Genomic DNA, 24,051 nt, shown 5'->3' with positions numbered 1-24,051 from the left:
ATGCGAGGGTCCCCCGTGTCCGACTTCGCCTCCGTCGCAAATCCCGCCCTGGTCAAGCGTTTCGCGGTGATCGGCCATCCGGTTGCGCACTCGCTGTCGCCGCGCATCCACGCCGCGTTCGGCCGCCAGCTCGGGATCGCGCTGGACTACGTCGCGATGGACGCGCCGCCGGAGCTGTTCGACGCGATCGTCGCCGAGTTCGCGGCCGAAGGCGGCCTCGGCGCGAACGTCACGCTGCCGCACAAGAACCGCGCGGTCAGCGTGTGCACGACGCTGAGCGAGCGAGCGCGCCGCGCCGGCGCGGTGAACACGCTGGTGCGCACCGCCACCGGCTGGGAAGGCGACAACACCGACGGTGTCGGCCTGGTGCGCGACCTCACCGAACGCCAAGGCCTGGACCTGCGCTCGCGCCGCACACTGCTGATCGGCGCCGGCGGTGCCGCGCGCGGCGTCGCCCCGGCGCTGCTGGACGCGGGCATCGGCGATCTCTACATCGTCAACCGCACGCCCGAGCGCGCCGACGCACTGGCCGATGCGCTGGCGATGCCCGGCCGCGTGCATCCGCGCTACCTGCGCGACATCGACACCCTGGGCACGTTCGACCTGATCGTGAACGCCACCTCCGCCGCGCGCGCCGACGGCCTGCCGTCGCTGCCGATGGCGCTGGCGAATCCGCGCACCGCCGCGGTGGACCTGAGCTACGGCGAAGTGGCGATCCCGTTCCTCGCGTGGGCGCGCGCCGCCGGCGTGCACGACGGCATCGACGGGCTGGGCATGCTGGTGGAACAGGCGGCGGAGAGCTTCCTGCGCTGGCACGGCGTGCGCCCGGAAACCGACGAGGTGTACGAAACGCTGCGCGAGCATCGCGCGGAGCTGGTGACCGCGGACTGACCTACAACGCCCACAGCGCGCCGATCGCCGCGATAGACGCCAGTTGCGTGGCGACCACCATCACGACGGGCCGCGACCTGAACACGGCAGCCGCTACGCTGCCGGCGAGCAGCGACGTGACCGCCGCAACCAGTGCAATCGCCAGCAGGACGTCCGAGCTGATCTCCGAGTCCATCTGAAGCGCCAAGGCATAGCCTGCGACGACAACGAAGGACGACGTCCAGGCGATCGCGAGCCGCTTCCCGTACGCGACAAGACTGCTCACAGATGCCGCCGGTCGGACTGCCGGCGTCTTGTACGGATCGCTCATCCCGATCGGCCTTTGCAAGAGTCTCTATGGTGCGACCGGAAACCTGCCGCGTCGTGATCGACCTGCTACAACAACCCGTCCCGCTTCACCGCCAGATACCGCTCCACCAGCGACGCCGCTAGCTGGTCGCACGCCACGTCGAGCACCATCACCCCGTGATTCCGCAGCGCTTCGTGCGCCGCGTTGCGCTGGTCGAGGTACTGCGCCGTCGCGCCCGCGCGGATCGCACCGGGCAGGTCGTTCACTGGTTCGGACAATGCGGCGTCGAGCGAACCCTCGCGCAGGCTCGCCACGCAGACGAGGTGGCGTTTACGCAGCATCGTGATCGCGGCGAGCAGGTCGTCCATGTCCTCGTCGCGAAGATTCGTCACCAGCATCACCAGCGAACGCCGGCGCTGGCGCACCGACAGGTCCGTCGCCGCGGCGAGGAAGTCCGTCGCCACCGGCTGCGGCTGCAGCGCGTAGGTCGCGCGCAGCAGTTCGTCGATCGCGCCGACGCCGCGTCGCGGCGGTACCCACGCGTTCGCGCCGCCGCTGGCGAGCAGGCCCACCGCATCGCCCTGCCGCAACGCGAGATACGCCACCACGAGCGCCGCATCGAGCACGTGGTCGAAATGCGCCAGTTCGCCGTCACGCGCGAGCAGGCGGCGGCCGGTGTCGAGCAGCAGCACCAGCTGCTGGTTCTTCTCGTCCTGGTATTCGCGCGAGATCAGGCGACGCGCACGCGCCGTTGCCTTCCAGTCGATCTGACGCAAGCTGTCGCCGATGCGGTATTCGCGCATCTGGTGGAAGTCGGTGCCTTCGCCGCGACGACGACGCAGGTGCGCGCCCACCAGACGCGAGGCTTGGTCCGCGCTGAACATCGCGAACTTCGCCAGCGGCGCGAAGTTCGGGAACACGCGCACGTCCTGCGCCCCGCCCGCCACGCGCGACTGCCACCACAACCGCAGCGGCGAATGCAGGCGCAGCTGCACGCCGTCGAAGCGGAAATCGCCGCGCGCCTTCGCGCGCAGCTGGTAGTCGACCGATGCGGTCTCCCCGCGCTTCAGGCGCAGGCGGCGTGGCAGGCCCTGCATCGACCAGCCGCCCGGGTGCAGATCGAACACGTCGAGCGTCTGCCCGCGCTGGGGCGTTTCCAGCGACAGCGTCACCGGCCGTTCGATGCCGATGGGCCAGGTGTCGGCGAGGCGGCGTTCGACCTGCGGCGTCGGCGCGCGCCACAACAGCGCGAAGTCGAGCAGCAGCAGCGCCGCGAACGCCAGGCCCGCGATCTGCCACTGGGTGGTGGTGGCAAACCCGAACGCCACCGCGATGCCCAGCAACGACCACAGCACCAGCAACGCCAGCACGAAGGGCGCAGGCCGCGGGAAGGCGCGTGGGCTGGCGACGGCGTTCATCGGGATTACTTCCGCGGCGCCTCGACCTTGGCCAGCAGCGCGTGCAGCACGTCATCCGGCGACTGGCCTTCGATCTGCAGCTCCGGCGCCAGCGCGATGCGGTGGCGCAGCGCGGGCTTGGCGATTTCGCGGACGTCGTCGGGCGTGACGAAATCCCGGCCCGACAGCACCGCCTGCGCGCGCGCCGCACGCACCAGCGCGAGGCTGCCTCGCGGGCCCGCGCCGAGCGAGATGCCGGCCCAGTCGCGCGTTGCGGCGACGATGCGCACCGCGTAGTCGATCACCGCATCGTCCACGGCGACCAGCGCGGTTCCGGCCTGCATCGCGACGATCTCCTGCGGGCCGAGCACGCGCGCCACCTGCGACAGGTCGAAGTCCGACGCCGCGCGACCCTGGCTCACCGCGGCGACCATGCGCTTCTCGTCGGCGCGCGTGGGATAGCCGATCAGCACCTTCAGCAGGAAGCGGTCCAGCTGCGCTTCGGGCAGCGGGTACGTGCCTTCCTGCTCGACCGGGTTCTGCGTGGCGAGCGTGAGGAACGGCGGCGTCAGCTGGAAGCTGTGGCCTTCGATGGTGACCTGCAGCTCCTGCATCGCTTCCAGCAGCGCCGACTGCGTCTTCGCCGGCGCGCGGTTGATTTCGTCGGCCAGCAGCAGGTTGGTGAACACCGGGCCGCGGCGGATGTTGAACGTCTCGGTCTTCGGGTTCCACACGGCGTGGCCGCTGATGTCGCTGGGCATCAGGTCCGGCGTGAACTGCACGCGCGCGAAGCTGCAATCGATCGCCCGCGACAGCGCGCGCACCAGCAGCGTCTTGCCCAGGCCCGGCACGCCTTCGATCAGAACGTGGCCGCCGGCAAGCAGCGCGATCAGGATCTGGTCGAGCACCGCCTCCTGCCCGATGAAGGCCTTGCCGACTTCCTCGCGCACCGCGGCGGCGCGTGCGGCCAGGGCTTCGCCGGTGATCGGAACGAGGGGAGCGGGAGCGGCGTCGGCGTTCATGGCGTGGTCTCTGTTTCGATTCGGTCAAAGGGAATTGCGCATGCGCATGAGCAGCGCGATGCGGCTGCGGAACGCGGCGTGGTCGCGCGCGATCGGCGTTGAAAGCGCATCGCGGACGTCGTTCTGCGACAGGCCGAAACGCTCGGCGAGCATCGAGGCCTGCGCATCGCCGTCGAGCGCGGCGGCTTGCGGATCGCGACGACGCAGCCGCGCGAGGAAGGCCTTGCGCGCGGCTTCGTGCAGCAGGTGCGCGTAGCCGTAGCGGTAGACGTGTTCGCCGCTGGCGGTAACGTGCTCCAGCAGCGAGCGCCGCTCCACCGCCGGCGAGGCCAGCAGCGGCCCGAAGCGCTGCGAACGCCGCCACAGCCACGCCATCAGCGCCAGCAGCAGCGGCAGCCACACGCGCCAGTGTTCGCGCACCAGCGTCATCCAGAACGACGGCATCTGCGCTTCGTAGATGAGGTGCACGGTGCCGGCGCGATAGTTCGGATCGAGCAGCTGCCGCGTCAGCGCGATATGCGGCCCGTCCTTCAGCGAATCGTTGTCGAGGAAATCGAAATCCGACAGCACGTCGACGTGCCCGCGCCCGTGCGGGATACGCGCGAAGACGTAGCCGATCTCCGGCTCGCCCCAGTGCAGCGATGCGGTGGATTCGAGGTTGTCCACGTCCAGGCGCCGGCCGCGGCAGAACTCGACGTGCGGGTCTTCGCCGGCGACGTCGAGCCCGGCGCAAAGCCGGTCAGAACGCGGATGCACGCCGAACGCGCTCATCACCGGCAGCGGCAGCTCGACGTCCAGCGGCCCCGGCGGCGGCGTGCGCAGCAGCAGGTGGCCGCCGCGTTCGACCCAGTCCAGCAGCGCGGCTTCTTCCTTGTCGGAGATCGTGCGCGGGTCGTTGTAGAGCAGCACCGTGTCGCGCGGGCCGAGCGCGATGCTGTCCAGTTGCAGTCGCGGACGCGCCTGCGCCTTCACACCATCGCCGATCAGCGCGAGCTTGAGCACGTACAGCGGATTGCGACGCGCTTCGCCGGTGCGCGGCAGGTCGACCCACTCCTCGGCGCGCACGAAGTTGTGCTGCCACCACGCATAGCCGCCGGCCAGCGCACCGGCGACGGCGAGCACGAGCAGCGCGATGAGGCCGTGCCGGCGCGTGAACGTCATGCGGGCACGCTCGATTCATTACGCGCGGACGGCGACCAGCCGAAGCGCGAGGCGAGATCGGCCAACAGCGATTCGAAATCGTCGCCCGCCGGGAAGCTGTGGGCGTACGCCGCGTACTGCCAGGTGCGCACGGCGCGCGCGAAGGCGTCGCGATCCTCGCCGCGCGGCAGCTTGCGCGAGGCACGCAACACTTCGGCCTCCGTCGCGCCCGGCACGAGCACCGCCTGCGTGCGCGCGACCATCGTCTCGACGCTGGCGCGATAGAGCAACGCGAGCGCCTCGCGCTCCCGGCCTTCGCGCCAGAGCCGGCGAATGGCGCTCGGAATGTCTTCGGGCAACGGCGGGGGCGGTTCGTCGGCGCGGTCGCGGCGGATTTCGCCCTCCTCGCGACCGGCGCGCGCAAGCCCGCCGCGGAACCATCCCAGCCACTTCGGCGCGGTGATGGCGAGCACCACCAGCAGCGCGGCGAACACGATCCACAGGCCGAACTCGCCGACCGTCGCGATCGTTTCGCCGAGCCAGCCCAGCGGCGGTGGGTCGATCTTCTTCGGCTCGGGCTTCTTCGCGTCGCGCTTCTTCCAGGTGACGACCTTGCGCTTGGGCGAGACGGTCGGATCCTCGTAGGCCTTGCCCACCGCGCGACGCAGGCCGCCGTCGCCCGCGAGCGGACGACCGGCACCCGAGCCGCCCGCTGCGCCGCCAGAACCCTCACCGCCGGGCGTCACCACGGTCGGCGGCGGCGCGGGCTGCGGCGTCATCTGCGCATTCACGCCGTCGCGCAGGCCGCTTTCGTCTGCCACGCGACCGAACACCTGTTCCAGCGTGACGCGCGGAGCTTCGTCTTCGTCCTGCTCCGCGTCGTCCGTTTGATCGGCGACGCTTTCGGTGTCCTGCGAGTCGTCCGCGTCCTGCGCACGCACCATGCCCGGCGCGAATGCGATGCCCAGTGCGCACAGGAGCAGCAGCGGCGTCGCGCCACGCAGCAGGCGATCGCGCAGGCGGCGGAACGCGAGTTCGATGTCCCACGCCTCCACCTCGGTACGCCGGTTGAGGTACAGGCCGAAGCCCGCGCCGACGTAGAACGGTTCGATCAGACCCGAGGCGATCCACGCGAGGGCATTCGACAACAGGCTGAGCCAGGCCGGCGCTTCCTTCAGCGTGGCCCACGCGCGTTCGAACACTTCCCGCAGGTATTCGTCCGGCACGAACACGATCGCCATCGACGCCAGGCCCAGGTACACGGCCAGCTCGAAATGCAGGCACACCGTGGTGACCAGCACGCCGACGCCGTGCACCGGCGCGCCGAGCGCGCGGCGGCGTTCGCGCGCATCGCTGCCGCGCGCGCCTTCGAGGAAGTCGACGGGAAGATTCAACGAACGCAGCGGGCTCAACCGGCGCCAGAGCAGATAGCCCGGCAGCCACGACAGCCCCCAGTTCCGCTGCGCCGCGATCGTCTGCCGCGTCGTCGGCACGTCGCCGAACACCGCGCGCGAGAGCACGAACAGCGGGATGCGGTCGAACACCGGCTTGAGCCACCACATCAGCAGCCCCGCGAGCCACAGCGCGTCGATCGTCCACGCCAGCGCGTTGAACAGCACGAACACGGGCAGCGTGAGCAGCAGCCACGGTTTCCAGATCGCCGCCGCGTGCCGGCGCACGAGCGCGGTGCCGAGCTCGACCGCTTCCCACGCCGTGCGCGGGCGCAGCGCGACGGTGAGCGATTCGATCCTCATGGCGCCGCGTCCTCCGGCGGCAGGTTGCGTCCGCCGAGCAGCAGCCACCCCGCCGTCAGCGTCCACAGCACGCCGCCGACGGTGTACTTGATCCACGCCGGCATCCACGCGATCGACGACCAGAACGCCTCGACGAACGCGGCGAACACCAGCATCGCCAGTACGCCCACGCACAGCAGCGCGCCGCGACGACCGCCTTCGACCAGCGCATCGGCGCGACGCCGCTGGCCGGGCGCGATCAACGACAGGCCCAGACGCAGGCCGGCGCCGCCGGCAACCACTATCGCCGTCAGTTCAGGCGCCGAATGCGCGGCCACGAAGCGCCAGAACGGATCGCCATGCCCCACCGCCTGCAGATGGCCCGCGACGCCGCCGATCATCACGCCGTTGACGATCAGCACGACGATCGAACCGATGCCGGCGATCAGTCCGCTGGCGAAGGTGCGGAAGCCGATGCTCACGTTGTTCCACACGTAGTGGCCGAACATCGCCACGTCGGTGCCGCTGTCGCGGCCGAGTTTGCGCGCGGGATCGGCGGGGTCGTACATGCGTTCGAACTGCATCAGCTGCGCGGGATCGAACAACGACGACGACAATTCCGGCTGCCACTGGATCGCGGCGAAGATCACCACCAGCGGGATCCAGAACAGCGCGAAGGACGCGAGCATGCAGCCGCGCTCGGCGCGCACCAGGCGCGGGAAGCCGGCGATCAGGAACTGCGCCGCGCGCCGCCAGTGCGGCACCGGCGTGCGGTACAGCAGGCCGTGCCCGCGATGCATCAGCGCCTGCAGGCGATCGGTCACCACCGGGCTGTAGCCGCGGCGGCGCGCCAGCGCGAGCTGCTGGCACAGCCGGCGATAGCGCGAGGGCATGTCGGCATCGGACAGGCCGTGCCAGTTGCGACGTTCCGCGCGGGCCTTGCGCGCGCTTTCGCCACGCGCGTCGAGCCAGTGCTCGAACGCAATCCATTCGGGCTGGTGGCGCTGGACGAAGTGTTCCTGCTTCATGCGTCAGCGCCGCCCCAGCAGCCAGTTCGCCATGCGGTACAGGCGCGTCACCGCGGCGGTGCCGCGCGCGCCCGTAAGCGGTTCGGCGAGGTCGGCGAGTTCGGCCTGGCGCGCTTCGCTCAGGCGCGGGGCACGTTCGGCGAAGGCGACCAGCGCGACCTGTTCGTACGGACGCAATGCGATCGACGGCGCCAGCGCGGTGTCGACGGCGGCCGGTTGCGGATCGCGCGGGCGGGCCTCATGCACGACCAGCGTGCCGGCGACCATGTCGCCCAGTCGCCGGCCCCAGGGATCGACCAGGCTCGACACCAGGCCGGCCGCGTAGGCCAGCGGCAGCATGTCGACCACGCGCAGCAGGTTGCGGGTGAATGCCGCGAGCCAGCCGACCGGCGCCCCGTTGGCGGCGATCACGCGCAGGCCCATCGAGCGCTTGCCGGGCGTGCGCCCGTTCCACATCGCCTCGAAGACGATCGGGTAGAACCAGTACACCAGGAACATCGCCACGGCATAGAAGCCCGCGCCACCGCGGCCGAAGGCGCCGAGGAACGTCCCCATCGCCATCATCACGCCGGCGCGCACCAGGAAGTCGATCAGCCATGCCAGCGCGCGCGGCACGGGGCCGGCGGCGGGCAGGTGGAGGGCCACGCCCTCCGGCGTCACGACTTCCCGGTACGTGTCGAGCATCAGGCGTTCACGACGATCGTGTCGGCGAAGTAGTCGTGCAGGCAGCGGCGCTCCTCGCCGAAGATCCACAGGATGTTCGCGAGGGAAAAGATCGCGCCGAGGAACGGGATCGCGCCCACCACCGCCGGCGCGATCATGCGCAGGCCGAGGATGCGGCCGAAGCCGATGCGCTCGCCGTTGCTGCGCACGATGCGGATGCCCTGCCAGCGCTTGCCGATGGTCTGGCCGTGGCGGGCCAGCATCACCAGCTGAACCACGACCAGCGCGATCAGGCCGATGACGCCGATGGCGATCAGCACGATGCCGGCCATGCGGTTGCCGTCCGGCGCGGACGCCATCGCGGCGCCGAAGAAGAGCGGAAGCCACAGCGGGACGCCGATGAAGCCATCCGCCAATGCCGCGAGCAGGCGCGTGCTGCGTTCGGCCTTTCGGGCGGGGTTGTCGACGGTGGTCTCGACGAGGGTTGCGCTCGGTGCGGCATACGGATTGTTGCTGACTTCGCTCACGTTCGGCTCCATTACCTTCGGTTGCGGCACGCCCGGGATCCGGGCGCGCCAGTGGCGTGCTTCAACGGGATGCTGCTTCGGATGATCCGCATTCGGCCGGCGCGGCCGGAAGACGCTCCGCGCGCCGGCGCACGCCGCGGTCAGGCGTTGACGACCATCGTGTCGCAGAACAGGTCGTGCAGGCAGCGGCGTTCCTCGCCGAAGATCCACAGCGGATTGGCGAGCGAGAACGCCCACCCCACGTACGGAATCGCGCCGACCAGCCCGGGCACGAAGTAGCGCAGCACGAGCATGCGGCGCAGGCTCGCGCGGCTGCCGTCGGTGCGCACGATGCGCATGCCCATCACGCGCTTGCCGATGCTCTGGCCGTCGCGGTGCATCAGCACGCACCAGTAGACGAACAGCGCGATGATGCACACCAGCGAGAACAGGATCAGCGAACCGCCGAGCGCGCCGATGCCGCGTTCGGGCTTGAACCGCAGCGCACCGATCACCGCCGGCAACATCGCGGCGAAGTAGATGCCGCAGTCGATCAGATAGGCCAGCAGGCGGCGGCCACGATCGGCCGGCTCCAGGCCGTCGTCATGATCCACGGGTGCGGCGACGACCTGCGCGGCGGGCGCCGCGTAGGGATTGCGATACTCGAAACCTTCCATGTGGTCCCCATTGCGTTCGCGACGCCATCCCGGGCGTCGGTTGATGCGGTGGCTGCGGCCCCCTGCCGCGTCCTGCCGCCCGCTACCCGGTCGTGCCGAGGTAGCGGTCCTTCAATCGTACATAGTGCGCGGCGCTGTAGTGCAACTGTTCGATCTCGCGGTCGTCGAGCCGGCGGACCAGCCGCGCCGGATTGCCCAGCCACAGCTCGCCCTCGCCGACCTGCTTGCCCGGCGCGACCACCGCCCCGGCGCCGACGAAGCCGTGCCGGTGCACGCGCGCGCCGTCGAGGATGCGCGCGCCCATGCCGATCAGGCAGAAATCGTCGAGCGTGCAGGCATGCAGGATCACGCCGTGGCCGATGGTGACGTCGTTGCCGACGATCGTCGGCACGCCGCCCGGACGCGTGTACGGCCCCTCGTGCGTGACGTGGACGATGGTCCCGTCCTGCACGTTCGTGCGCGCGCCGATGTGGATCGAATTGACGTCGCCGCGGATCACGCAGCCCGGCCAGACCGACACGTCGTCGCCCAGCGCGACATCGCCGATGATCGTGGCGGCTGGATCGACGTAGACGCGTTCGCCGAGGGCGGGAAAGGTGTCGAGGTAAGGACGCAGGCTCATCCGCCGAGTCTAGCGCGCGCGGCGCCCGGCGCCCCATTCAGTCGGCCGCGTCGCCCCCCGGCGCGCGCCGCTTTCGCCCCTCCGGCCGGCCATCGGCGCGGACTACACTCGACCGCATGGACATCACCGCCGATACGCCGCTGAACGAACTGACCGCCACCCGCGAGCGCCTGCGCGCCGCGTGGCAGGCGCGCAAGCCCGACTACCCGCAGCGGCGCGCGGACCTGGTGCGGCTGCGCGACGTCTTCCGTTCGCGCATCGATTCGATGGACGCGGCGATCCGCGCCGACTTCGGCCATCGCAGCCAGCACGAGAACCTGCTGTCGGAAGCGATGATCGTGCTGGCCGAACTCGACCACGCGCTCAGGCACCTGCGCCGCTGGATGAAGCCGCGCCGCGCGGCGGTGGGCTGGCGCTTCTGGCCGGCGAGCGCGCGCATCGTGCCGGAGCCGGTCGGCGTCGTCGGCATCCTGTCGCCGTGGAATTACCCGGTGAACCTCGCGCTGGTGCCGCTGGTGTCGGCGATTGCCGCCGGCAACCACGTCTACCTCAAGCCGTCCGAACACACGCCGCGCACGAGCCAGTGGCTGCGCGAGTTGCTGTCGGAGGTGTTCCCGGCCGACCGCGTCGCCGTCGCACTGGGCGGGCCGGAACTCGGCGCCGCCTTCGCCGCGCTGCCGTTCGACCACCTGCTGTTCACCGGTTCGACCGCCGTCGGCCGCAAGGTGATGGCCGCGGCCGCGCCGAACCTCACGCCGGTCACGCTCGAACTGGGCGGCAAGGCGCCGGCGGTGGTGTGCGCGGATTTCGACCTGCGCAAGGCCGCCGCGCGCATCGCCACCGGCAAATGGTTCAACGCCGGGCAAACCTGCATCGGCGTGGATTACGTGCTCGTCGACGAAGCCCGCGGCGGCGCGTTCGTCGAGGCGATCCGCGACGAACTGCTCGCGCGTTACCCCGGCTTCGATACCACCACCGACTACACCCGCATCATCAACGACGCGCAGTACGCGCGTCTTCGCGGCTATGTCGACGACGCGCGCGCACGCGGCACGGTCGTCGTCGAACCATTGACCGACACGCTCGATGCGGCGGCGCGCGAGCGCCTGCAACGCGAACGCCTCTTCCCGCCGACGCTGCTGGCCGAACCGCCGCTCGACAGCGAGGTGATGCGCAACGAAATCTTCGGGCCGATCCTGCCGGTCCTCACGTATCGCACGCTGGACGAGGCGATCGAACGCATCCGCTCGATGGATCGCCCGCTCGCGCTGTATCCCTTCAGCAACGATGCGCGCAGCATCGACAGGATCGTGTCGGGCACGCTGGCCGGCGGCGTCACCGTGAACGACACGCTGCTGCATTTCGGCGCGCACGACCTGCCGTTCGGCGGCGTCGGCCCCAGCGGCATCGGCGCGATCCACGGCCGCACCGGCTTCGACACCTTCAGCAAGCTGCTGCCGGTGTTCCGCCAGCGCAGCTTCGCCGGCAGCGACCTGCTCAAGCCGCCCTATCGCGGCTTCGTCGATCGCATGGTGCGCATGCTGTCGAAGTGATGCGTCAGGACGAAGCGAACGCGCGCAGCACCTGCACGGTGCGCGCGACGGCCTCGTCGTCGACATCCAAATGCGTGACCATCCGGATCGACGGCGTGTAGCCGATCGACATCCGGATGCGCGCGTCGTCGAGCGTGCGGCGCAGCGCGTCCAGGCGCTCCACCGGCACGTCGATGAACACCATGTTGGTGTGCTGCGCGACGACCTTCACGTCGTCCAGCCCCTGCAACCCTTCGGCCAGACGCGCGGCGCGCGCGTGGTCTTCGGCCAGTCGCGCGACGTGATGGTCCAGCGCGAACGACGCCGCAGCCGCGAGCATGCCGGCCTGGCGCATGCCGCCGCCGACGACCTTGCGCCAGCGCTTCGCGGTTTCGATGAGTTCCCGCGTGCCGAGCAGCACCGAGCCGACCGGAGCGCCAAGTCCCTTCGACAGGCACACCGACACGCTGTCGAAATGCTTCGTCACCTCTCGCGGCGCGACACCCAGGGCGACGATCGCGTTGAACATGCGCGCGCCGTCCAGATGCAGCGCGAGGCCACGGCGGTCGCACAGCGCGCGCGCATCGGCGAGGTACTGCAGCGGCAGGACGCGGCCGTGCCAGGTGTTTTCCAGGCACAGCAGGCGCGTGCGCGCGAAGTGCGGATCGACCGGCTTGATCGCGCGTTCCACCGCATCCAGCGGAAGCGTGCCGTCGGGCGCATGCACGATCGGCTGCGGCTGGATTGAGCCGAGCACCGCCGCGCCGCCACCTTCGTACTTGTAGGTGTGCGCGTCCATGCCGACGATGTACTCGTCGCCGCGTGCGCAATGCGCCATCAGGCCGATCAGGTTCGACTGCGTGCCGCTGGGCACGAACAGGCCCGCCTCGAAGCCGAGTTCATCGGCCAGCCGCGCCTGCAGCGCGTTGACGGACGGGTCCTCGCCGTAGACGTCGTCGCCGACGGGCGCGCGCATCATCGCCTCGCGCATGGCATCGGTGGGCTGGGTGACGGTGTCGCTGCGAAGATCGATCCACTGCATGGCGGCGGCTTGCTGGGAATGAACGCCGAGTATGCCGCGCGGCGCGGGCGTCCGGCATTGCGCAAGCGGTGCGGTCGCGGCCTGCGAAGGGCGCATCGGCTCGCTACACTGCGCCCCATGAAAATCGCCAGCTGGAACGTCAACTCGCTCAACGTGCGCCTGCCGCACCTGGAACAGTGGCTCGCCACGTCCTCGCCGGACATCGTCGCGCTGCAGGAAACCAAGCTGGAGGACGAGAAGTTCCCCGACGATCCGCTGATCGCGATGGGCTATCGCAGCATGTTCGCCGGGCAGAAGACCTACAACGGCGTGGCCGTGCTCTCGCGCGAGCGTGCCACCGACGTGCAGATCGGTGTGCCCGGCTTCGAGGACGAACAGAAGCGCGTGCTCGCCGCGACCGTCGGCGACCTGCGCATCGTCAACCTGTACGTGGTGAACGGGCAGTCGGTCGGCAGCGACAAGTACGCCTACAAGCTGCGCTGGCTGGACGCCGTGCACGACTGGCTCGCGCAGGAGCTGGTGACGCACCCGCGCATGATCGTGCTGGGCGACTTCAACATCGCGCCGGACGACCGCGACGTGCACGATCCGGTCGTGTGGAACGACGGGCACATCCTCACTTCGCGCGCCGAACGCGATGCCCTGCAGCGGCTGTACTCGCTGGGACTGCACGATGCGTATCGCGCGCTCAATCCCGAGGAATCGCAGTTCAGCTGGTGGGATTACCGCCAGGGCGGCTTCCGCCGGAACCTCGGCCTGCGCATCGACCTCACGCTGGTGTCGGAAGCCCTGCGCCCGCACACCGCGGCGTCGGGCATCGATCGCGAACCGCGCACGTGGGATCGACCGAGCGACCATGCGCCGGCGTGGGTGGAGTTGAAGTAGGGTCTATCCGCTGCAAGGCCGCTTCGCCGTCATCGTCGTCCCGGCGAAGGCCGGGATCCAGGCCTTCAGGGACGATCGAAGCGATGCCTTTGCGTTCGGCAAGTCCCAGGACGCCACGAGGTTGGGCCAACTCCGGCTACGGATGACGTGACAGCCTGGGTCCCGGCTTTCGCCGGGAAGACGTTGGCGTGGTGCTCCGGCGCACTGCCGGTTGCATCAACCCGCCGCCACACCCTCATGCCCATGCAGCAGCGCCTCCAGCGCATGCCGCGGCAGCTTGCCCGTCTCGTTGCGCGGGAGCGTGTCGACGCGGCGCAGCGGACGCGGAAGGAAGACCGGATCGAGCTGCTGGCGCAACGCATGCAGGATGTCGTGCTCGTCCACCGTCGGCGCGACCACGAGCGCGGCGATGCGGCGCACGCCGATGGCGTCTTCGGCATCGAGCTGGAACATCACGCCATCCTCCACGCCAGGCACCGCGAGCAGCTTGCGCGTGAGATCGCCCAGCGAGGCGCGCTTACCGGCGATGTCGAGTAGGTCGGCGTTGCGGCCGCGCAGTTCGAAGCGGCCGTCGGCATGCACTTCCATCAGGTCGGCCAGCACGATGGGTTCTGGCAGGTGCGGCGCGTGCACCGCGGTGCCGTCGGGCTGGGGCGCCAGGCGAACGCCGGGCAGCGGCGTCCAGGCGTCGTCGCGCGCGGTGCGGCGGCGGGCGAAGACGCAGGTTTCGGTCGAACCGAACACTTCGCGCACTTCGCAGCCGAAGCGCGCTTCGGCCTGCGCGGCGAGTTCCGGCGGCATCGGCGCGGTCGCCGAGACGATGCCCGCCAGCGGCGGCAGCGAAAGCCCGGACGCCACCAGCGCACGCAGGTGCACCGGCGTGGTGACCAGCAGCGGCGGCGCGGGCGAATCGTGCAGCGCACGCGCGACGTCGGCCGGGAACAACGGCCGCGCCGCGTGCACCGCGACCGGCCCGAGCAGCGGCATCAGCACCGACATCTCCATGCCATACATGTGCTGCGGCGGCACCGTGGCGATGACGTGCGTCAGGTCGTCGCGAAGCAGGCCGTCGAGCGCGGCGAGGTTCTGCGCGGTGCTCGTGCGGAAGCTGGTCCACGTCTTGCCGTAGGCGCGCGGCTGGCCGGTGCTGCCGGACGTGAAGCCGATCGCGACGCGCGCGTTCGCATCGACGATGAGTTCATCGCCTTCGAGTTCGTCCAGGCGATCCGGGATGCGCATGCAATGCGGCGGCATCGGGGCGAGGTCGATGTCGGTCAGGCAGTAGCCGTCCGGATGCTGCGCGAGCACCTGTTCGACCACGCCGGGCGCGCGCGAGGGCGGCATCAGCGTGGTCTGCCCTCGCACCGCGGCGGCGCAGAAGGCGACGAGGTAGCGGTAGCGGTCCTCGCACAGGTTCAGAGCGAAGCGTGCGGCCGGCAGCGTGGCCGCCAACGCCCGCACGTGGCGGGCGAAGGTCGCTCGGTCGATCGCATGCCCGCCTTCGTCGAAGGCGATGGCGAGCGCGCCGGTGCCGTGGATGAGCGGCACGGGCGAGGTCGGAACAGGACTGGGTACTTCGACGACCGCGGACATGGATGGCACGTGATTCCTGCGGCGAACGCCGCTTCCCCTGCCCGTACTTTACGCTGGCGGCCGTCGTCGATCCCAATCGTGGTTCATGTCCCTGTCCGCTGCCCCAACCGCCGAGCCGGTCCCGCGCTGGAGCTGGCAGCCGCATGCGCCCCGGCAGCCGGCCGAGCCGCTGGCGCGCCGGTGGCTGGCCGCGGAGCTGGGAACCGGGGTCGACGCCCTGCCGCTGTCCCGCGATCCGCGCGGCCGACCCCGCCTTGAAGGCGCCTTCGCCGACTGGGACTGCAACTGGAGCCACAGCGGCGACGGCTTGCTGGTCGCGCTGGGCCGCGACGTGCGGATCGGCATCGACCTGGAGCGCGTGCGCCCGCGCGGCCGGGCCCTCGACCTCGCCCGGCGCTTCTTTACCGCGCCGGAGCTGGCGTGGCTGCACGCCGCGCCGTCGGCGGCGGTGCGCGACCATGGTTTCCTGCGCCTGTGGTGCGCGAAGGAAGCCGTGCTGAAGGCCCACGGCCATGGCATTTCGTTCGGCCTGCACCGGCTGCGCTTCGCCGACAGCCCCGACGGCCTGCGCCTGGTCGAATGCGACGCGGAACTCGGCGACGCCGGCGACTGGTCGCTGATGGAGCTGCGGCCCGCGCCGGAGTATCTGGGCGCGCTCGCGTGGCGTTCGACCTGACCGAGCCTCCGGAATCAGGCGCCCACATCGGCGATACTGCGCGCCGCATGAACACCCCCGCCCCCTTCGACGCCGCGCTTCGCCGCACGCTGGACGACGGCCTGCTTGCGCTCGGCCTGGACCCGGCCGCCGTCTCCGCGCCGCTGCTGGACTACCTCGCCCTGCTGGTGCGGTGGAACAAGACCTACAACCTCACCGCCGTGCGCGAGCCGCACGAGATGGTGGTCAAGCACCTGCTCGATTCGCTGGCGATGCACCCGTACGTGGACGATCTCGCCGCGCGCGGCGGTTCGCTCGCGGACCTCGGCACGGGCCCGGGGCTGCCGGGCATTCCGCTGTCGATCGTCAAGCCGGGCCTGAAGGTCACGCTGGTGGAAAGCAACGGCAAGAAGGCGCGCTTCATGCGCGAGGCGATCCGCCAGCTAGGGCTCCGGGATGCCCGCGTCGCCGAATCGCGCATCGAGGCGGTCGACGAGCCGGGCGCGTATGACGCCATCACCGCGCGCGCGCTCGCGACGCTGCCGCTGATCCTCGAACTGGGCGGCCACCTGCTCAAGCCCGACGGCCGCCTGCTGGCGATGAAGGGCGTGCATCCGGCCGACGAGATCGCCGCGCTGCCGACCGGCTGGACGGTCGAGGCGTCGCATCCGATGCGCGTTCCAGGCCTGGACGCCGAGCGCCACATGGTGGTGATCGCCCGCCAGTGAGGCGGTGTCGTTCGCCCAAGCCGTGACGCCGCGCGCAACTGCGTAAACGGGGCGGAACCGCCCGTCCGCGCAAAACCGGCGCAAGTGCTTGATCCGGCGCAGCCGCCGCCGGACGGTCCGTACCGATGGCCCATACAGCTACCGGCGACGGGGCACGCGTCTTCCCATCCGGGCATAATCCCCGGTCCGGCCCCACGCCGGCCCTACTTCCGCGCTTCCATCACTAAACCCTAGACCAGGACGAGCCGCATGGCCCGCATCATCGCCGTCGCCAACCAGAAAGGCGGAGTCGGCAAGACCACCACCGCCGTCAACCTGGCCGCCGCGCTCGCGCGGACGCCCAAGCGCGTGCTGCTGGTCGACCTGGACCCGCAGGGCAACGCGACGATGGGCAGCGGCCTGGACAAGCGCGAGATCGACACCACGATCTGCGACGTCCTCTTGGGCGAAGCCGACGTCGCCTCGATCGTCAAGCGCACCGCCGAAGACTTCGACCTGCTGCCGGCGAACATCGAGCTGACCGCGGCCGAGATCACCCTGATGGGCGAATCCGACCGCGAGCAGCGCCTGAAGCGCGCGCTGGCGCCGCTGCGCGAGAACTACGATTTCATCCTGATCGACTGCCCGCCGGCGCTGTCGCTGCTCACGCTCAACGCGCTCACGGCGGCCGATTCCATCGTCGTGCCGATGCAGTGCGAGTACTACGCGCTGGAAGGCATCAGCGCGCTGATCGACACCATCGAGGCGCTGAAGGCCAACCTCAATCCGAAGCTGGAAGTCGAGGGCGTGCTGCGCACCATGTTCGACGTGCGCAACAACCTCGCCAACGCGGTGTCGGCGGAACTGATCAACCATTTCGGCGACCGCGTGTTCCGCACGATCGTGCCGCGCAACGTGCGCCTGGCCGAGGCGCCCAGCCATGGCCAGAGCATCGTCGGCTACGACCGCGCCAGCCGCGGCGGCATCGCCTACATGGGGCTGGCGGGCGAAGTGCTGCGCCGCCAGCGCGAGCGCGACCAGGCCCGTGCCCGTGCTCCGCAACCGAAGGAGACCACGGCATGACAGTAGCCAAGAAGCGCGGCCTGGGCCGCGGCCTCGAAGCCCTGCTGGGACCCAAGGCGGCCGCCGAGGCGCCGGTGCTGGAGGCCGTCGAAGGCGACGTGCTGCGCCACCTTCCGGTCGACGCCCTGACGCCCGGCAAGTACCAGCCGCGAAAGCACTGGGACCAGGAAAAGCTCGAGGAACTGGCCGAGTCGATCAAGGCCCAGGGCGTGATCCAGCCCATCGTCGTGCGCGACCTGGGCGGCAAGCGTTACGAGATCATCGCCGGCGAACGCCGCTGGCGCGCCTCGCAGCTCGCGGGGCTGGACCAGATCCCGGTCGTCATCCGCGAAGTCGACGACCGCACGGTCGTGGCGATGGCGCTGATCGAGAACATCCAGCGCGAAGACCTCAATCCGCTGGAAGAAGCCAACGCGCTGCAGCGGCTCATCGACGAATTCGACCTGACCCACGCGCAGGCCGCCGAGGCCGTCGGCCGTTCGCGCGCCGCCGTGTCGAACCTGCTGCGCCTGCTGGAACTGCCGCCGGAAATCCGCGTGCTGCTGGAAACGCACGCGCTGGAAATGGGCCATGCCCGCGCACTGCTCGCACTGACGCCGCAGGCGGCGATCGCGCTGGCGCGCCAGGCCGCCGAGCACGGCTGGTCGGTGCGCGAGGTCGAACACCGCGTGCAGCAGCTCGCCGCCGGGCAGATCCCGACCAGCGGCAGCGCGAAGCCGAAGGCCGCCAAGGCCAAGCCGCAGGCCGACATCGTGGCGCTGGAGCGCGAGCTGTCCGAGTCGCTCAACACCAAGGTCAACGTGCTGCACGGCCGCGGCGGCAAGGGTCGTCTGGTGATCCACTACACCGACCTCGATTCGCTCGACGGCGTGCTGGAAAAGCTGCGCGGTTCCGTCACTGAGTAACCACCGGAGCGGCCGGCATGAACCCGTACCGCTACCGCGTCGCCCTTCGCGCGATCCATCCGCGCGACGACCTGCGGCCCCTGTTCGACCAGCTCGGCATCTCGCCGGAACGCACGTGGCGCGCCGGCGAACGGCGGACCTCGCCGGCGGGCATCCCGCTGGACGGCGTGTATCGCGAAAGCTACGCCTACACGAATCTGACACATGGATCGCGAAACTGGTCGGATGAGGATCTGCAGGACTATCTCCGCGGCATCCAGCAGCGGCTGGCGATGCATCGCGACACGCTGCAGACGTTCTACATCCGCGGCGGACGCTGCGGCCTGTCGATCGGCCTGAGCGGCGAGAGCGGATTCGGATTCGAACTGGATCCCTCGCTCGGCGCCGGACTGGCGGACCTCAAACTCACACTGGGCTTCGACTTCCACGCCGAACCCGACTGATCTCCCACTGCAACGCGAGCTCCGATGGCTGACACCTCCCCCGGCACCATCCTCGTCACTGGCGCAGCCGGCTTCATCGGCGCCTACACCTGCCGCGCGCTCAAGGCCCGCGGCGCCCGCGTCGTCGGGCTGGACAACTTCAACGACTACTACGATCCGCAGCTCAAGCGCGACCGCGTCGCCGCGCTGTGCCCGGACACGGACATCCGCGCGCTCGACCTGACCGATCGCGATGGGCTCGCCACGTTGTTCGACGAGGTCGCGCCGACGCACGTGATCCATCTCGCCGCGCAGGCCGGCGTGCGCTATTCGCTGACCAACCCGCACGCGTACGTCGACAGCAATCTCGTCGGCTTCGTAAACATGCTCGAGCTGTGCCGCCATCGCGGCGTGCAGCACCTGGCGTACGCGAGTTCGTCGTCGGTGTACGGCGATTCGGCGACGCCGCCGTTCTCCGAAGACCAGCGCATCGACCAGCCGCGTTCGCTCTACGCGGCGACCAAGGCCGCCAACGAGCTGATGGCGCACACCTACGCGCACCTCTACGGCCTGCGTTCGACGGGCCTGCGCTTCTTCACCGTGTACGGCCCGTGGGGCCGACCGGACATGGCACCGCTGCTGTTCTCGCGCGCGGTGCTCGCCGGCCGGCCGATCGACGTGTTCAACCACGGGAAGATGCGCCGCGACTTCACCTTCGTCGACGACATCGTCGCCGGCGTGCTGGGTGCGCTGGAAAACCCGCCGGAAGGCGAAGTGCCGCACCGCGTCTTCAACCTCGGCAATCACACGCCGGTGGAACTCGAGCGCTTCATCGCGGTCATCGAACAGGCCGCCGGACAGCCGGCCCAGAAGGTCTACAAGCCGATGCAACCCGGCGACATGATCGAAACCATGGCCGACACGCAGCGCGCGCACGATGCGTTCGGCTTCGAGCCGGCGACGTCGATCGAGGCCGGCCTGCCCCAGGTCGTGGCGTGGTGCCGCGACTACTTCGGCGAGAACGCCTGACGCCATGAGCACGTCCCCGCACCTTTCGGTCGTCGTACCGGTGTTCAACGAGCGCGACAACGTCGCGCCGCTGGTGCACGAGATCACCGCCGCGCTGCGAGGCCGCGAACCGCGCGACGGCGGCGATTTCGAGATCGTCTATGTCGACGACAACTCGCGCGACGACACGCTTGCGGTCCTGCAGGCGCTGAAGGCCGAGGTGCCGGAACTGCGCGTGGTCCATCACGTCACCCAGAGCGGCCAGAGCACCGCGATCCGCAACGGCGTGAAGGCCGCGCGCGGCGAGTGGATCGCCACGCTCGACGGCGACGGCCAGAACGATCCGGCCGACATCCCGAAGCTGATCGCCATGCGCGGCAGCTCGCCCGCCGACGTGAAGATGTTCGCCGGCTGGCGCGTTAACCGGCAGGACAGCGGTTCCAAGCGCTGGGCGTCGAAATGGGCCAACGCGATCCGCGCACGCATGCTGCGCGACGACACGCCCGACACCGGTTGCGGCATCAAGCTGTTCGAGCGCGCGGCGTTCCTGGAACTGCCGCACTTCAACCACATGCATCGTTACCTGCCCGCGCTGATGCAGCGCGCGGGCTACCGCACGGTGAGCGTGCCGGTGAACCACCGCGCGCGTTCGACCGGCGTGTCCAAGTACAACAACCTCAACCGCGCGCTGGTGGGCATCGCCGACCTGCGTGGCGTCGCGTGGTTGATCCGCCGCGGCAAGGTCACGCGCACCGAAGAACTGTAGAGCGGGGTTTCCATGGAATACGACTTCATGAACGCCCCCATCGCGTGGCTCGAATGGACCGGGCTGCACATGTCGCCGTGGAAGATCATCGGCCTGACCGGCGCGCTGATGTTCGGCGGCCGCTGGCTGGTGCAGTTCGTCGCCTCGCGCAAGCACGGAAAGCCGGTGATCCCGCGGTTGTTCTGGTACATGAGCCTGGTCGGCAGCGCGATGACGCTGGCGTACTTCGTGTTCTCGCAGAAGCAGGACTCCGTCGGCGTGATCCAGAACCTGTTCCCGGCCTTCACCGCCGCATACAGCCTGTACCTGGACATCAAGCACCGCGGCTGGAAACGGGACCGGGCGACGCACTGATTCTTCGGGATTCGGGAAAGCAGCCGGCGAAGGCCGGGATCCAGGTTCGTAGCGCACGGCACTCCAACGCCGCCAAGCCACCTCGCCTCCCGAGCGTTGACGCTCGCCCCAACCCTTCTCCCGGCGGGAGAGGGGCCAAAGCACCGCGACCCACGTCACGCCCCGCCTGCAAACCGCCAGAATCCATGCCCTTGGGCCCACGCGCGAGGCCTCGCCGGGATGCGATGATCGGCCGGTTTTGATCGCACCGGGGATCCCGTGAAACGACTGCTCCTGACCGCCGCGCTGTCGGCGCACCTCGCCCTCGTCTCGTCCGCTGCGTTGGCGGGCCCCGTCGACGACCGCTTCCAGTCCATCTATACGAAGGAATGGCAGTGGCGTCAGGAGCAGACCGGTAGCGCCGACGAGGACAACGACGGCTCCAGCGACCGCCACACCTTGCCCTCCGTCGACGCCGCCAGCCAGAAGGCGCGGCTGAAGGTGTGGGACGACGTACTGAAGCAGCTCGGCACGATCGACGTCGCCCAGCTCGACGCGCAGAACCAGGTGAACTACGCCGTCTACCGAGCGCAGGTGGAGAACCTCGCCGCCGAGGTGCGCCTGCGTTCGTACGAGATGCCGTTCAACTCCGACTCCTCGTTCTGGTCGAACCTGGGCTTCATGACGCGTCGTCCGATGCGCACCGTCGCCGATTACGAGGCCTACATCGCCCGCCTGCGCGACGTGCCGCGCTACTTCGACCAGAACATCGTCAACATGCGGGCCGGCCTTGCGCGCGGCTTCAGCGTGCCGCGCGCCGTGCTCGATGGCCGCGACGTCTCCATCGCCTCCGTCGCCGAGGTGAAGGATCCGACGCAGTCGAATTTCTACGAGCCCTTCAAGAAGATGCCGGCGGGCATCTCCCCCGCCGAGCAGGCACGCCTGCGCGACGCGGGTGCAGCCGCCATCCGCGAGCAGGTCGTTCCTGCCTACGCGAAGCTGCTCACGTTCTTCCGCAACGACTACGTGCCGCACGCGCGCAAGACGCTGGGCGCCGAGCAGATGCCGGACGGCAAGGCGTTCTACCGCCAGCAGATCCGCGAATACACCACGCTGGACCTTGGTCCGGAAGAGATCCACCAGATCGGCCTGAAGGAAGTCGCGCGCATCCAGGCCGAGATGGACGCGATCATCGAGCAGGTCGGCTTCAAGGGCAGCTTCGCCGACTTCCTGAAGTTCCTTCGCACCGACAAGCAGTTCTACGCGAACACGCCGCAGGAGCTGCTCGATCGCGCCGCGTGGATCTCCAAGCGCGTGGACGGCGAGATCGGCAAGTTCATCGGCACACTGCCGCGCGGGCGCTTCACCATCGTGCCGGTGCCGCCGGACATCGCGCCGTTCTGGACCAGCGGTCGCGGCGGCGCGGGCACGTACTGGGTCAACACCTACGACCTGCCTTCGCGCCCGCTCTACAACCTGCCCGCGCTGACGCTGCACGAGTCCGCACCGGGCCACGCGTTGCAGGGTTCGCTCGCGAAGGAACAGGGCGAGCTGCCGGCGTTCCGCCGCGAGACCTACATCTCGGCCTACGGCGAAGGCTGGGGGCTGTACAGCGAGAAGCTCGGCGTCGAGATGGGCATCTACCAGACGCCGTACGAGGATTTCGGCCGCCTGACCTACGAGATGTGGCGCGCCTGCCGTCTGGTCATCGACACCGGCGTGCACCACAAGGGCTGGACCCGCGACCAGGCCATCGCCTACCTGCGCGACCGCACCGCACTGAGCGAGCATGAAGTGACGACCGAGGTCGACCGCTACATCTCCTGGCCGGCGCAGGCGCTGAGCTACAAGCTGGGCGAGATCACCATCGTCCGCCTGCGCGAGGAGGCCGAAAAGGCGCTGGGCCCGAAGTTCGACGTGAAGGCGTTCCACGATGCGCTGCTGAGCGAAGGTTCGGTGCCGCTGCCGGTGCTGGAGCAGCAGGTGCGGGCGTTCATTGCGAAGTCGGCGACCGTCCAGCCCGATGCGGGCACGTCAACCGGCGCCACGGGCCTGCGTTGACGCGGGACGGGTCACCTACGACAGTGGCCGTCATCAAGGAGGGATCCATGCGTATCGCAACTGCCACGATGTTCGCCTTCACCCTGATCGCCGCCGCGAGCGCGCAGGCCGCCGAATCGTACGCCTTCGGGAACCGGGTGCTGACCGTCGGCGACACCGCCGGCAAGCTGGTCGAGCTGGCCGGTTCTCCGGTCCACAAGGAGCCGGTGGAGAACAAGTTCGGCGCCCACGAGGCGGAGCGCTGGGAGTTCCGCCGCGACGACAAGACGCTGCTGGTGACGATCCGGGACGGCAAGGTCTACCAGATCGACGAGGTCTACTGAGGCCCCGGAGGGCCCAAGGTCGGCCCTTCCCGGCTTGGGCCGCTGTGGATAAGTGCTTGCCCGGGACGCCGATCCCCGGCATAATGCGCGGCTCGCTGCGTCCGGTCTGTCCATCAGGACTCGACCGGGCGGGGTCCGGAAGCACGATTCCGTCCCGCCGCCGGCAGCCAGGATTTCACTACCCGTATCGTGCGCCGCCTCCGGATGTCCGGGCGCGGAGGGGCCGCCGCCGCCCTGGCCAAGGGCGACACCCCAATACCTTTCGAGGTGCGTATGGCCCGTATCTGCCAAGTAACCGGCAAGCGAACGACGACCGGCAACAACGTCTCGCATGCAATGAACAAGACCCGTCGCCGCTTCCTTCCCAACCTTCACGAGCGCCGCTTCTGGGTGGCTTCGGAGAACCGTTGGATCAAGCTGCGTGTTTCCAGTGCCGCCCTGCGCACCATCGACAAGAACGGCATCGATGCCGTCCTCGCCGACCTGCGCGCCCGCGGCGAGAAGATCTGAGGAGAACTGACCCATGGCTTCCAAGCGCGACAAGATCCGCCTGATCTCCTCGGCCGGCACCGGCCACTTCTACACCACCGACAAGAACAAGAAGAACACGCCGAACAAAATGGAGGTCAAGAAGTACGACCCCGTCGTTCGCAAGCACGTGATCTACAAGGAAGGCAAGATCAAGTGACGTGACGGCCCGATCGCGCTGCGCGCGATCGGCTTTGCCGGAACGTCATCCCCGCGAAAGCGGGGATCCAGCGCCTTCCG

Annotated in this window: 27 protein-coding genes; 15 read left to right on the top strand and 12 right to left on the bottom strand. The window is 69.5% G+C overall.

Annotated elements, in window-relative coordinates:
- The first annotated feature begins 48 nt into the window (after positions 1-48).
- Positions 49-891 (top strand): shikimate dehydrogenase, encoded by an 843-nt coding sequence (gene aroE, locus GOY17_RS01055; RefSeq protein WP_232338634.1) that lies wholly within the window; start codon positions 49-51, stop codon positions 889-891.
- Between the two features lies 1 nt (position 892).
- Here aroE and GOY17_RS01050 read toward each other — a convergent pair whose 3' ends face one another.
- The 10 genes from GOY17_RS01050 to GOY17_RS01005 all read right to left on the bottom strand — a co-directional run bounded on the left by GOY17_RS01050 (position 893) and on the right by GOY17_RS01005 (position 9,968).
- A complete protein-coding gene (locus tag GOY17_RS01050) occupies positions 893-1,201 on the bottom strand; it encodes a hypothetical protein (protein ID WP_157028934.1) in 309 nt (102 codons plus the stop codon).
- Positions 1,202-1,266: 65 nt separating this feature from the next.
- Positions 1,267-2,598 carry a DUF58 domain-containing protein gene (locus GOY17_RS01045; protein WP_157028933.1) on the bottom strand — a complete coding sequence of 444 codons (1,332 nt, stop codon included), beginning with the start codon at positions 2,596-2,598 and terminating at the stop codon, positions 1,267-1,269.
- A 5-nt stretch (positions 2,599-2,603) separates the two neighbouring features.
- Positions 2,604-3,599, bottom strand: coding sequence for an AAA family ATPase (locus GOY17_RS01040; protein ID WP_157028932.1), 996 nt, complete (start codon positions 3,597-3,599; stop codon positions 2,604-2,606).
- A gap of 24 nt (positions 3,600-3,623) precedes the next feature.
- The gene (locus GOY17_RS01035) at positions 3,624-4,760 is read right to left on the bottom strand and encodes a DUF4350 domain-containing protein (RefSeq protein ID WP_157028931.1); all 1,137 of its coding nucleotides are present in this window, start codon (positions 4,758-4,760) and stop codon (positions 3,624-3,626) included.
- Complete coding sequence (locus GOY17_RS01030; RefSeq protein ID WP_157028930.1) at positions 4,757-6,493, bottom strand: DUF4129 domain-containing protein; 1,737 nt, start codon at positions 6,491-6,493, stop codon at positions 4,757-4,759. Before GOY17_RS01030 ends, GOY17_RS01035 begins: the two co-directional genes overlap by 4 nt.
- Positions 6,490-7,500, bottom strand: a complete 1,011-nt coding sequence (locus GOY17_RS01025) for a stage II sporulation protein M (protein ID WP_157028929.1) — start codon at positions 7,498-7,500, stop codon at positions 6,490-6,492. Before GOY17_RS01025 ends, GOY17_RS01030 begins: the two co-directional genes overlap by 4 nt.
- Positions 7,501-7,503: 3 nt before the next feature.
- Complete coding sequence (locus tag GOY17_RS01020; protein WP_157028928.1) at positions 7,504-8,184, bottom strand: RDD family protein; 681 nt, start codon at positions 8,182-8,184, stop codon at positions 7,504-7,506.
- The gene (locus tag GOY17_RS01015; RefSeq protein ID WP_198173763.1) at positions 8,184-8,690 is read right to left on the bottom strand and encodes an RDD family protein; all 507 of its coding nucleotides are present in this window, start codon (positions 8,688-8,690) and stop codon (positions 8,184-8,186) included. Before GOY17_RS01015 ends, GOY17_RS01020 begins: the two co-directional genes overlap by 1 nt.
- 140 nt (positions 8,691-8,830) lie before the next feature.
- A complete protein-coding gene (locus GOY17_RS01010; protein ID WP_115842751.1) occupies positions 8,831-9,346 on the bottom strand; it encodes an RDD family protein in 516 nt (171 codons plus the stop codon).
- Between the two features lie 82 nt (positions 9,347-9,428).
- Positions 9,429-9,968, bottom strand: coding sequence for a gamma carbonic anhydrase family protein (locus GOY17_RS01005; protein WP_157028926.1), 540 nt, complete (start codon positions 9,966-9,968; stop codon positions 9,429-9,431).
- A 116-nt stretch (positions 9,969-10,084) separates the two neighbouring features.
- Here GOY17_RS01005 and GOY17_RS01000 point away from each other — a divergent pair, with 116 nt between their 5' ends.
- Positions 10,085-11,521: a coniferyl aldehyde dehydrogenase gene (locus GOY17_RS01000; protein WP_157028925.1), complete on the top strand. Its 1,437-nt coding sequence runs from the start codon at positions 10,085-10,087 to the stop codon at positions 11,519-11,521.
- Between the two features lie 4 nt (positions 11,522-11,525).
- Here the strand turns inward: GOY17_RS01000 and ltaE are convergent, their stop codons facing one another.
- Complete coding sequence (gene ltaE, locus GOY17_RS00995) at positions 11,526-12,542, bottom strand: low-specificity L-threonine aldolase (RefSeq protein WP_157028924.1); 1,017 nt, start codon at positions 12,540-12,542, stop codon at positions 11,526-11,528.
- Positions 12,543-12,659: 117 nt separating this feature from the next.
- On the opposite strand from ltaE, the gene xth reads away from it, so the two are divergent.
- The gene (gene xth / locus GOY17_RS00990) at positions 12,660-13,427 is read left to right on the top strand and encodes an exodeoxyribonuclease III (protein ID WP_157028923.1); all 768 of its coding nucleotides are present in this window, start codon (positions 12,660-12,662) and stop codon (positions 13,425-13,427) included.
- Between the two features lie 216 nt (positions 13,428-13,643).
- On the opposite strand, the gene GOY17_RS00985 is transcribed toward xth, so the two are convergent.
- Positions 13,644-15,020 (bottom strand): AMP-binding protein, encoded by a 1,377-nt coding sequence (locus GOY17_RS00985; protein ID WP_157028922.1) that lies wholly within the window; start codon positions 15,018-15,020, stop codon positions 13,644-13,646.
- A gap of 85 nt (positions 15,021-15,105) precedes the next feature.
- Between GOY17_RS00985 and GOY17_RS00980 the strand changes: the two genes are divergently transcribed.
- From GOY17_RS00980 to rpmG, 12 genes are all read left to right on the top strand, one after another.
- Positions 15,106-15,696 (top strand): 4'-phosphopantetheinyl transferase family protein, encoded by a 591-nt coding sequence (locus GOY17_RS00980; RefSeq protein ID WP_157028921.1) that lies wholly within the window; start codon positions 15,106-15,108, stop codon positions 15,694-15,696.
- A gap of 47 nt (positions 15,697-15,743) precedes the next feature.
- A complete protein-coding gene (gene rsmG / locus GOY17_RS00975) occupies positions 15,744-16,403 on the top strand; it encodes a 16S rRNA (guanine(527)-N(7))-methyltransferase RsmG (RefSeq protein ID WP_157028920.1) in 660 nt (219 codons plus the stop codon).
- Positions 16,404-16,652: 249 nt separating this feature from the next.
- Complete coding sequence (locus GOY17_RS00970; protein ID WP_115842758.1) at positions 16,653-17,465, top strand: ParA family protein; 813 nt, start codon at positions 16,653-16,655, stop codon at positions 17,463-17,465.
- The gene (locus GOY17_RS00965) at positions 17,462-18,370 is read left to right on the top strand and encodes a ParB/RepB/Spo0J family partition protein (protein ID WP_115842759.1); all 909 of its coding nucleotides are present in this window, start codon (positions 17,462-17,464) and stop codon (positions 18,368-18,370) included. Before GOY17_RS00970 ends, GOY17_RS00965 begins: the two co-directional genes overlap by 4 nt.
- Before the next feature lie 17 nt (positions 18,371-18,387).
- Positions 18,388-18,813 carry a DUF4279 domain-containing protein gene (locus GOY17_RS00960; RefSeq protein ID WP_157028919.1) on the top strand — a complete coding sequence of 142 codons (426 nt, stop codon included), beginning with the start codon at positions 18,388-18,390 and terminating at the stop codon, positions 18,811-18,813.
- Between the two features lie 24 nt (positions 18,814-18,837).
- Positions 18,838-19,821 carry an NAD-dependent epimerase/dehydratase family protein gene (locus tag GOY17_RS00955; protein WP_157028918.1) on the top strand — a complete coding sequence of 328 codons (984 nt, stop codon included), beginning with the start codon at positions 18,838-18,840 and terminating at the stop codon, positions 19,819-19,821.
- A gap of 4 nt (positions 19,822-19,825) precedes the next feature.
- Entirely contained in the window at positions 19,826-20,566 is a 741-nt protein-coding gene (locus GOY17_RS00950) for a glycosyltransferase family 2 protein (protein ID WP_157028917.1), read from the top strand.
- A gap of 27 nt (positions 20,567-20,593) precedes the next feature.
- A complete protein-coding gene (locus GOY17_RS00945) occupies positions 20,594-20,920 on the top strand; it encodes a lipid-A-disaccharide synthase N-terminal domain-containing protein (RefSeq protein WP_386839253.1) in 327 nt (108 codons plus the stop codon).
- Between the two features lie 273 nt (positions 20,921-21,193).
- Positions 21,194-22,960 carry a DUF885 domain-containing protein gene (locus GOY17_RS00940; protein ID WP_232338633.1) on the top strand — a complete coding sequence of 589 codons (1,767 nt, stop codon included), beginning with the start codon at positions 21,194-21,196 and terminating at the stop codon, positions 22,958-22,960.
- Positions 22,961-23,007: 47 nt separating this feature from the next.
- Positions 23,008-23,283, top strand: a complete 276-nt coding sequence (locus GOY17_RS00935) for a DUF2845 domain-containing protein (protein WP_157028916.1) — start codon at positions 23,008-23,010, stop codon at positions 23,281-23,283.
- 273 nt (positions 23,284-23,556) lie between these two features.
- The gene (gene rpmB, locus GOY17_RS00930; protein WP_115842765.1) at positions 23,557-23,793 is read left to right on the top strand and encodes a 50S ribosomal protein L28; all 237 of its coding nucleotides are present in this window, start codon (positions 23,557-23,559) and stop codon (positions 23,791-23,793) included.
- A gap of 13 nt (positions 23,794-23,806) precedes the next feature.
- Entirely contained in the window at positions 23,807-23,971 is a 165-nt protein-coding gene (gene rpmG / locus GOY17_RS00925) for a 50S ribosomal protein L33 (RefSeq protein WP_115842766.1), read from the top strand.
- The last annotated feature ends 80 nt before the right edge of the window (positions 23,972-24,051 follow it).

Origin of the sequence: Lysobacter soli (assembly GCF_009755585.1) — a bacterium.
Classification (GTDB): domain Bacteria; phylum Pseudomonadota; class Gammaproteobacteria; order Xanthomonadales; family Xanthomonadaceae; genus Lysobacter_J; species Lysobacter_J soli.
Note: the sequence above shows the minus strand (reverse complement) of the source record. Positions and strands in the feature narration are given on the sequence as shown.

What these genes read in the sequence shown, in the direction of transcription:
- GOY17_RS01050 (WP_157028934.1), bottom strand. Translation starts at nt 1,201, where the DNA reads ATGAGCGATCCGTACAAGACGCCGGCAGTCCGACCGGCGGCATCTGTG.
- GOY17_RS01045 (WP_157028933.1), bottom strand. Translation starts at nt 2,598, where the DNA reads ATGAACGCCGTCGCCAGCCCACGCGCCTTCCCGCGGCCTGCGCCCTTC.
- GOY17_RS01040 (WP_157028932.1), bottom strand. Translation starts at nt 3,599, where the DNA reads ATGAACGCCGACGCCGCTCCCGCTCCCCTCGTTCCGATCACCGGCGAA.
- GOY17_RS01035 (WP_157028931.1), bottom strand. Translation starts at nt 4,760, where the DNA reads ATGACGTTCACGCGCCGGCACGGCCTCATCGCGCTGCTCGTGCTCGCC.
- GOY17_RS01030 (WP_157028930.1), bottom strand. Translation starts at nt 6,493, where the DNA reads ATGAGGATCGAATCGCTCACCGTCGCGCTGCGCCCGCGCACGGCGTGG.
- GOY17_RS01025 (WP_157028929.1), bottom strand. Translation starts at nt 7,500, where the DNA reads ATGAAGCAGGAACACTTCGTCCAGCGCCACCAGCCCGAATGGATTGCG.
- GOY17_RS01020 (WP_157028928.1), bottom strand. Translation starts at nt 8,184, where the DNA reads ATGCTCGACACGTACCGGGAAGTCGTGACGCCGGAGGGCGTGGCCCTC.
- GOY17_RS01010 (WP_115842751.1), bottom strand. Translation starts at nt 9,346, where the DNA reads ATGGAAGGTTTCGAGTATCGCAATCCCTACGCGGCGCCCGCCGCGCAG.
- GOY17_RS01005 (WP_157028926.1), bottom strand. Translation starts at nt 9,968, where the DNA reads ATGAGCCTGCGTCCTTACCTCGACACCTTTCCCGCCCTCGGCGAACGC.
- GOY17_RS01000 (WP_157028925.1), top strand. Translation starts at nt 10,085, where the DNA reads ATGGACATCACCGCCGATACGCCGCTGAACGAACTGACCGCCACCCGC.
- ltaE (WP_157028924.1), bottom strand. Translation starts at nt 12,542, where the DNA reads ATGCAGTGGATCGATCTTCGCAGCGACACCGTCACCCAGCCCACCGAT.
- xth (WP_157028923.1), top strand. Translation starts at nt 12,660, where the DNA reads ATGAAAATCGCCAGCTGGAACGTCAACTCGCTCAACGTGCGCCTGCCG.
- GOY17_RS00985 (WP_157028922.1), bottom strand. Translation starts at nt 15,020, where the DNA reads ATGTCCGCGGTCGTCGAAGTACCCAGTCCTGTTCCGACCTCGCCCGTG.
- GOY17_RS00980 (WP_157028921.1), top strand. Translation starts at nt 15,106, where the DNA reads ATGTCCCTGTCCGCTGCCCCAACCGCCGAGCCGGTCCCGCGCTGGAGC.
- rsmG (WP_157028920.1), top strand. Translation starts at nt 15,744, where the DNA reads ATGAACACCCCCGCCCCCTTCGACGCCGCGCTTCGCCGCACGCTGGAC.
- GOY17_RS00970 (WP_115842758.1), top strand. Translation starts at nt 16,653, where the DNA reads ATGGCCCGCATCATCGCCGTCGCCAACCAGAAAGGCGGAGTCGGCAAG.
- GOY17_RS00965 (WP_115842759.1), top strand. Translation starts at nt 17,462, where the DNA reads ATGACAGTAGCCAAGAAGCGCGGCCTGGGCCGCGGCCTCGAAGCCCTG.
- GOY17_RS00960 (WP_157028919.1), top strand. Translation starts at nt 18,388, where the DNA reads ATGAACCCGTACCGCTACCGCGTCGCCCTTCGCGCGATCCATCCGCGC.
- GOY17_RS00955 (WP_157028918.1), top strand. Translation starts at nt 18,838, where the DNA reads ATGGCTGACACCTCCCCCGGCACCATCCTCGTCACTGGCGCAGCCGGC.
- GOY17_RS00950 (WP_157028917.1), top strand. Translation starts at nt 19,826, where the DNA reads ATGAGCACGTCCCCGCACCTTTCGGTCGTCGTACCGGTGTTCAACGAG.
- GOY17_RS00945 (WP_386839253.1), top strand. Translation starts at nt 20,594, where the DNA reads ATGAACGCCCCCATCGCGTGGCTCGAATGGACCGGGCTGCACATGTCG.
- GOY17_RS00935 (WP_157028916.1), top strand. Translation starts at nt 23,008, where the DNA reads ATGCGTATCGCAACTGCCACGATGTTCGCCTTCACCCTGATCGCCGCC.
- rpmB (WP_115842765.1), top strand. Translation starts at nt 23,557, where the DNA reads ATGGCCCGTATCTGCCAAGTAACCGGCAAGCGAACGACGACCGGCAAC.
- rpmG (WP_115842766.1), top strand. Translation starts at nt 23,807, where the DNA reads ATGGCTTCCAAGCGCGACAAGATCCGCCTGATCTCCTCGGCCGGCACC.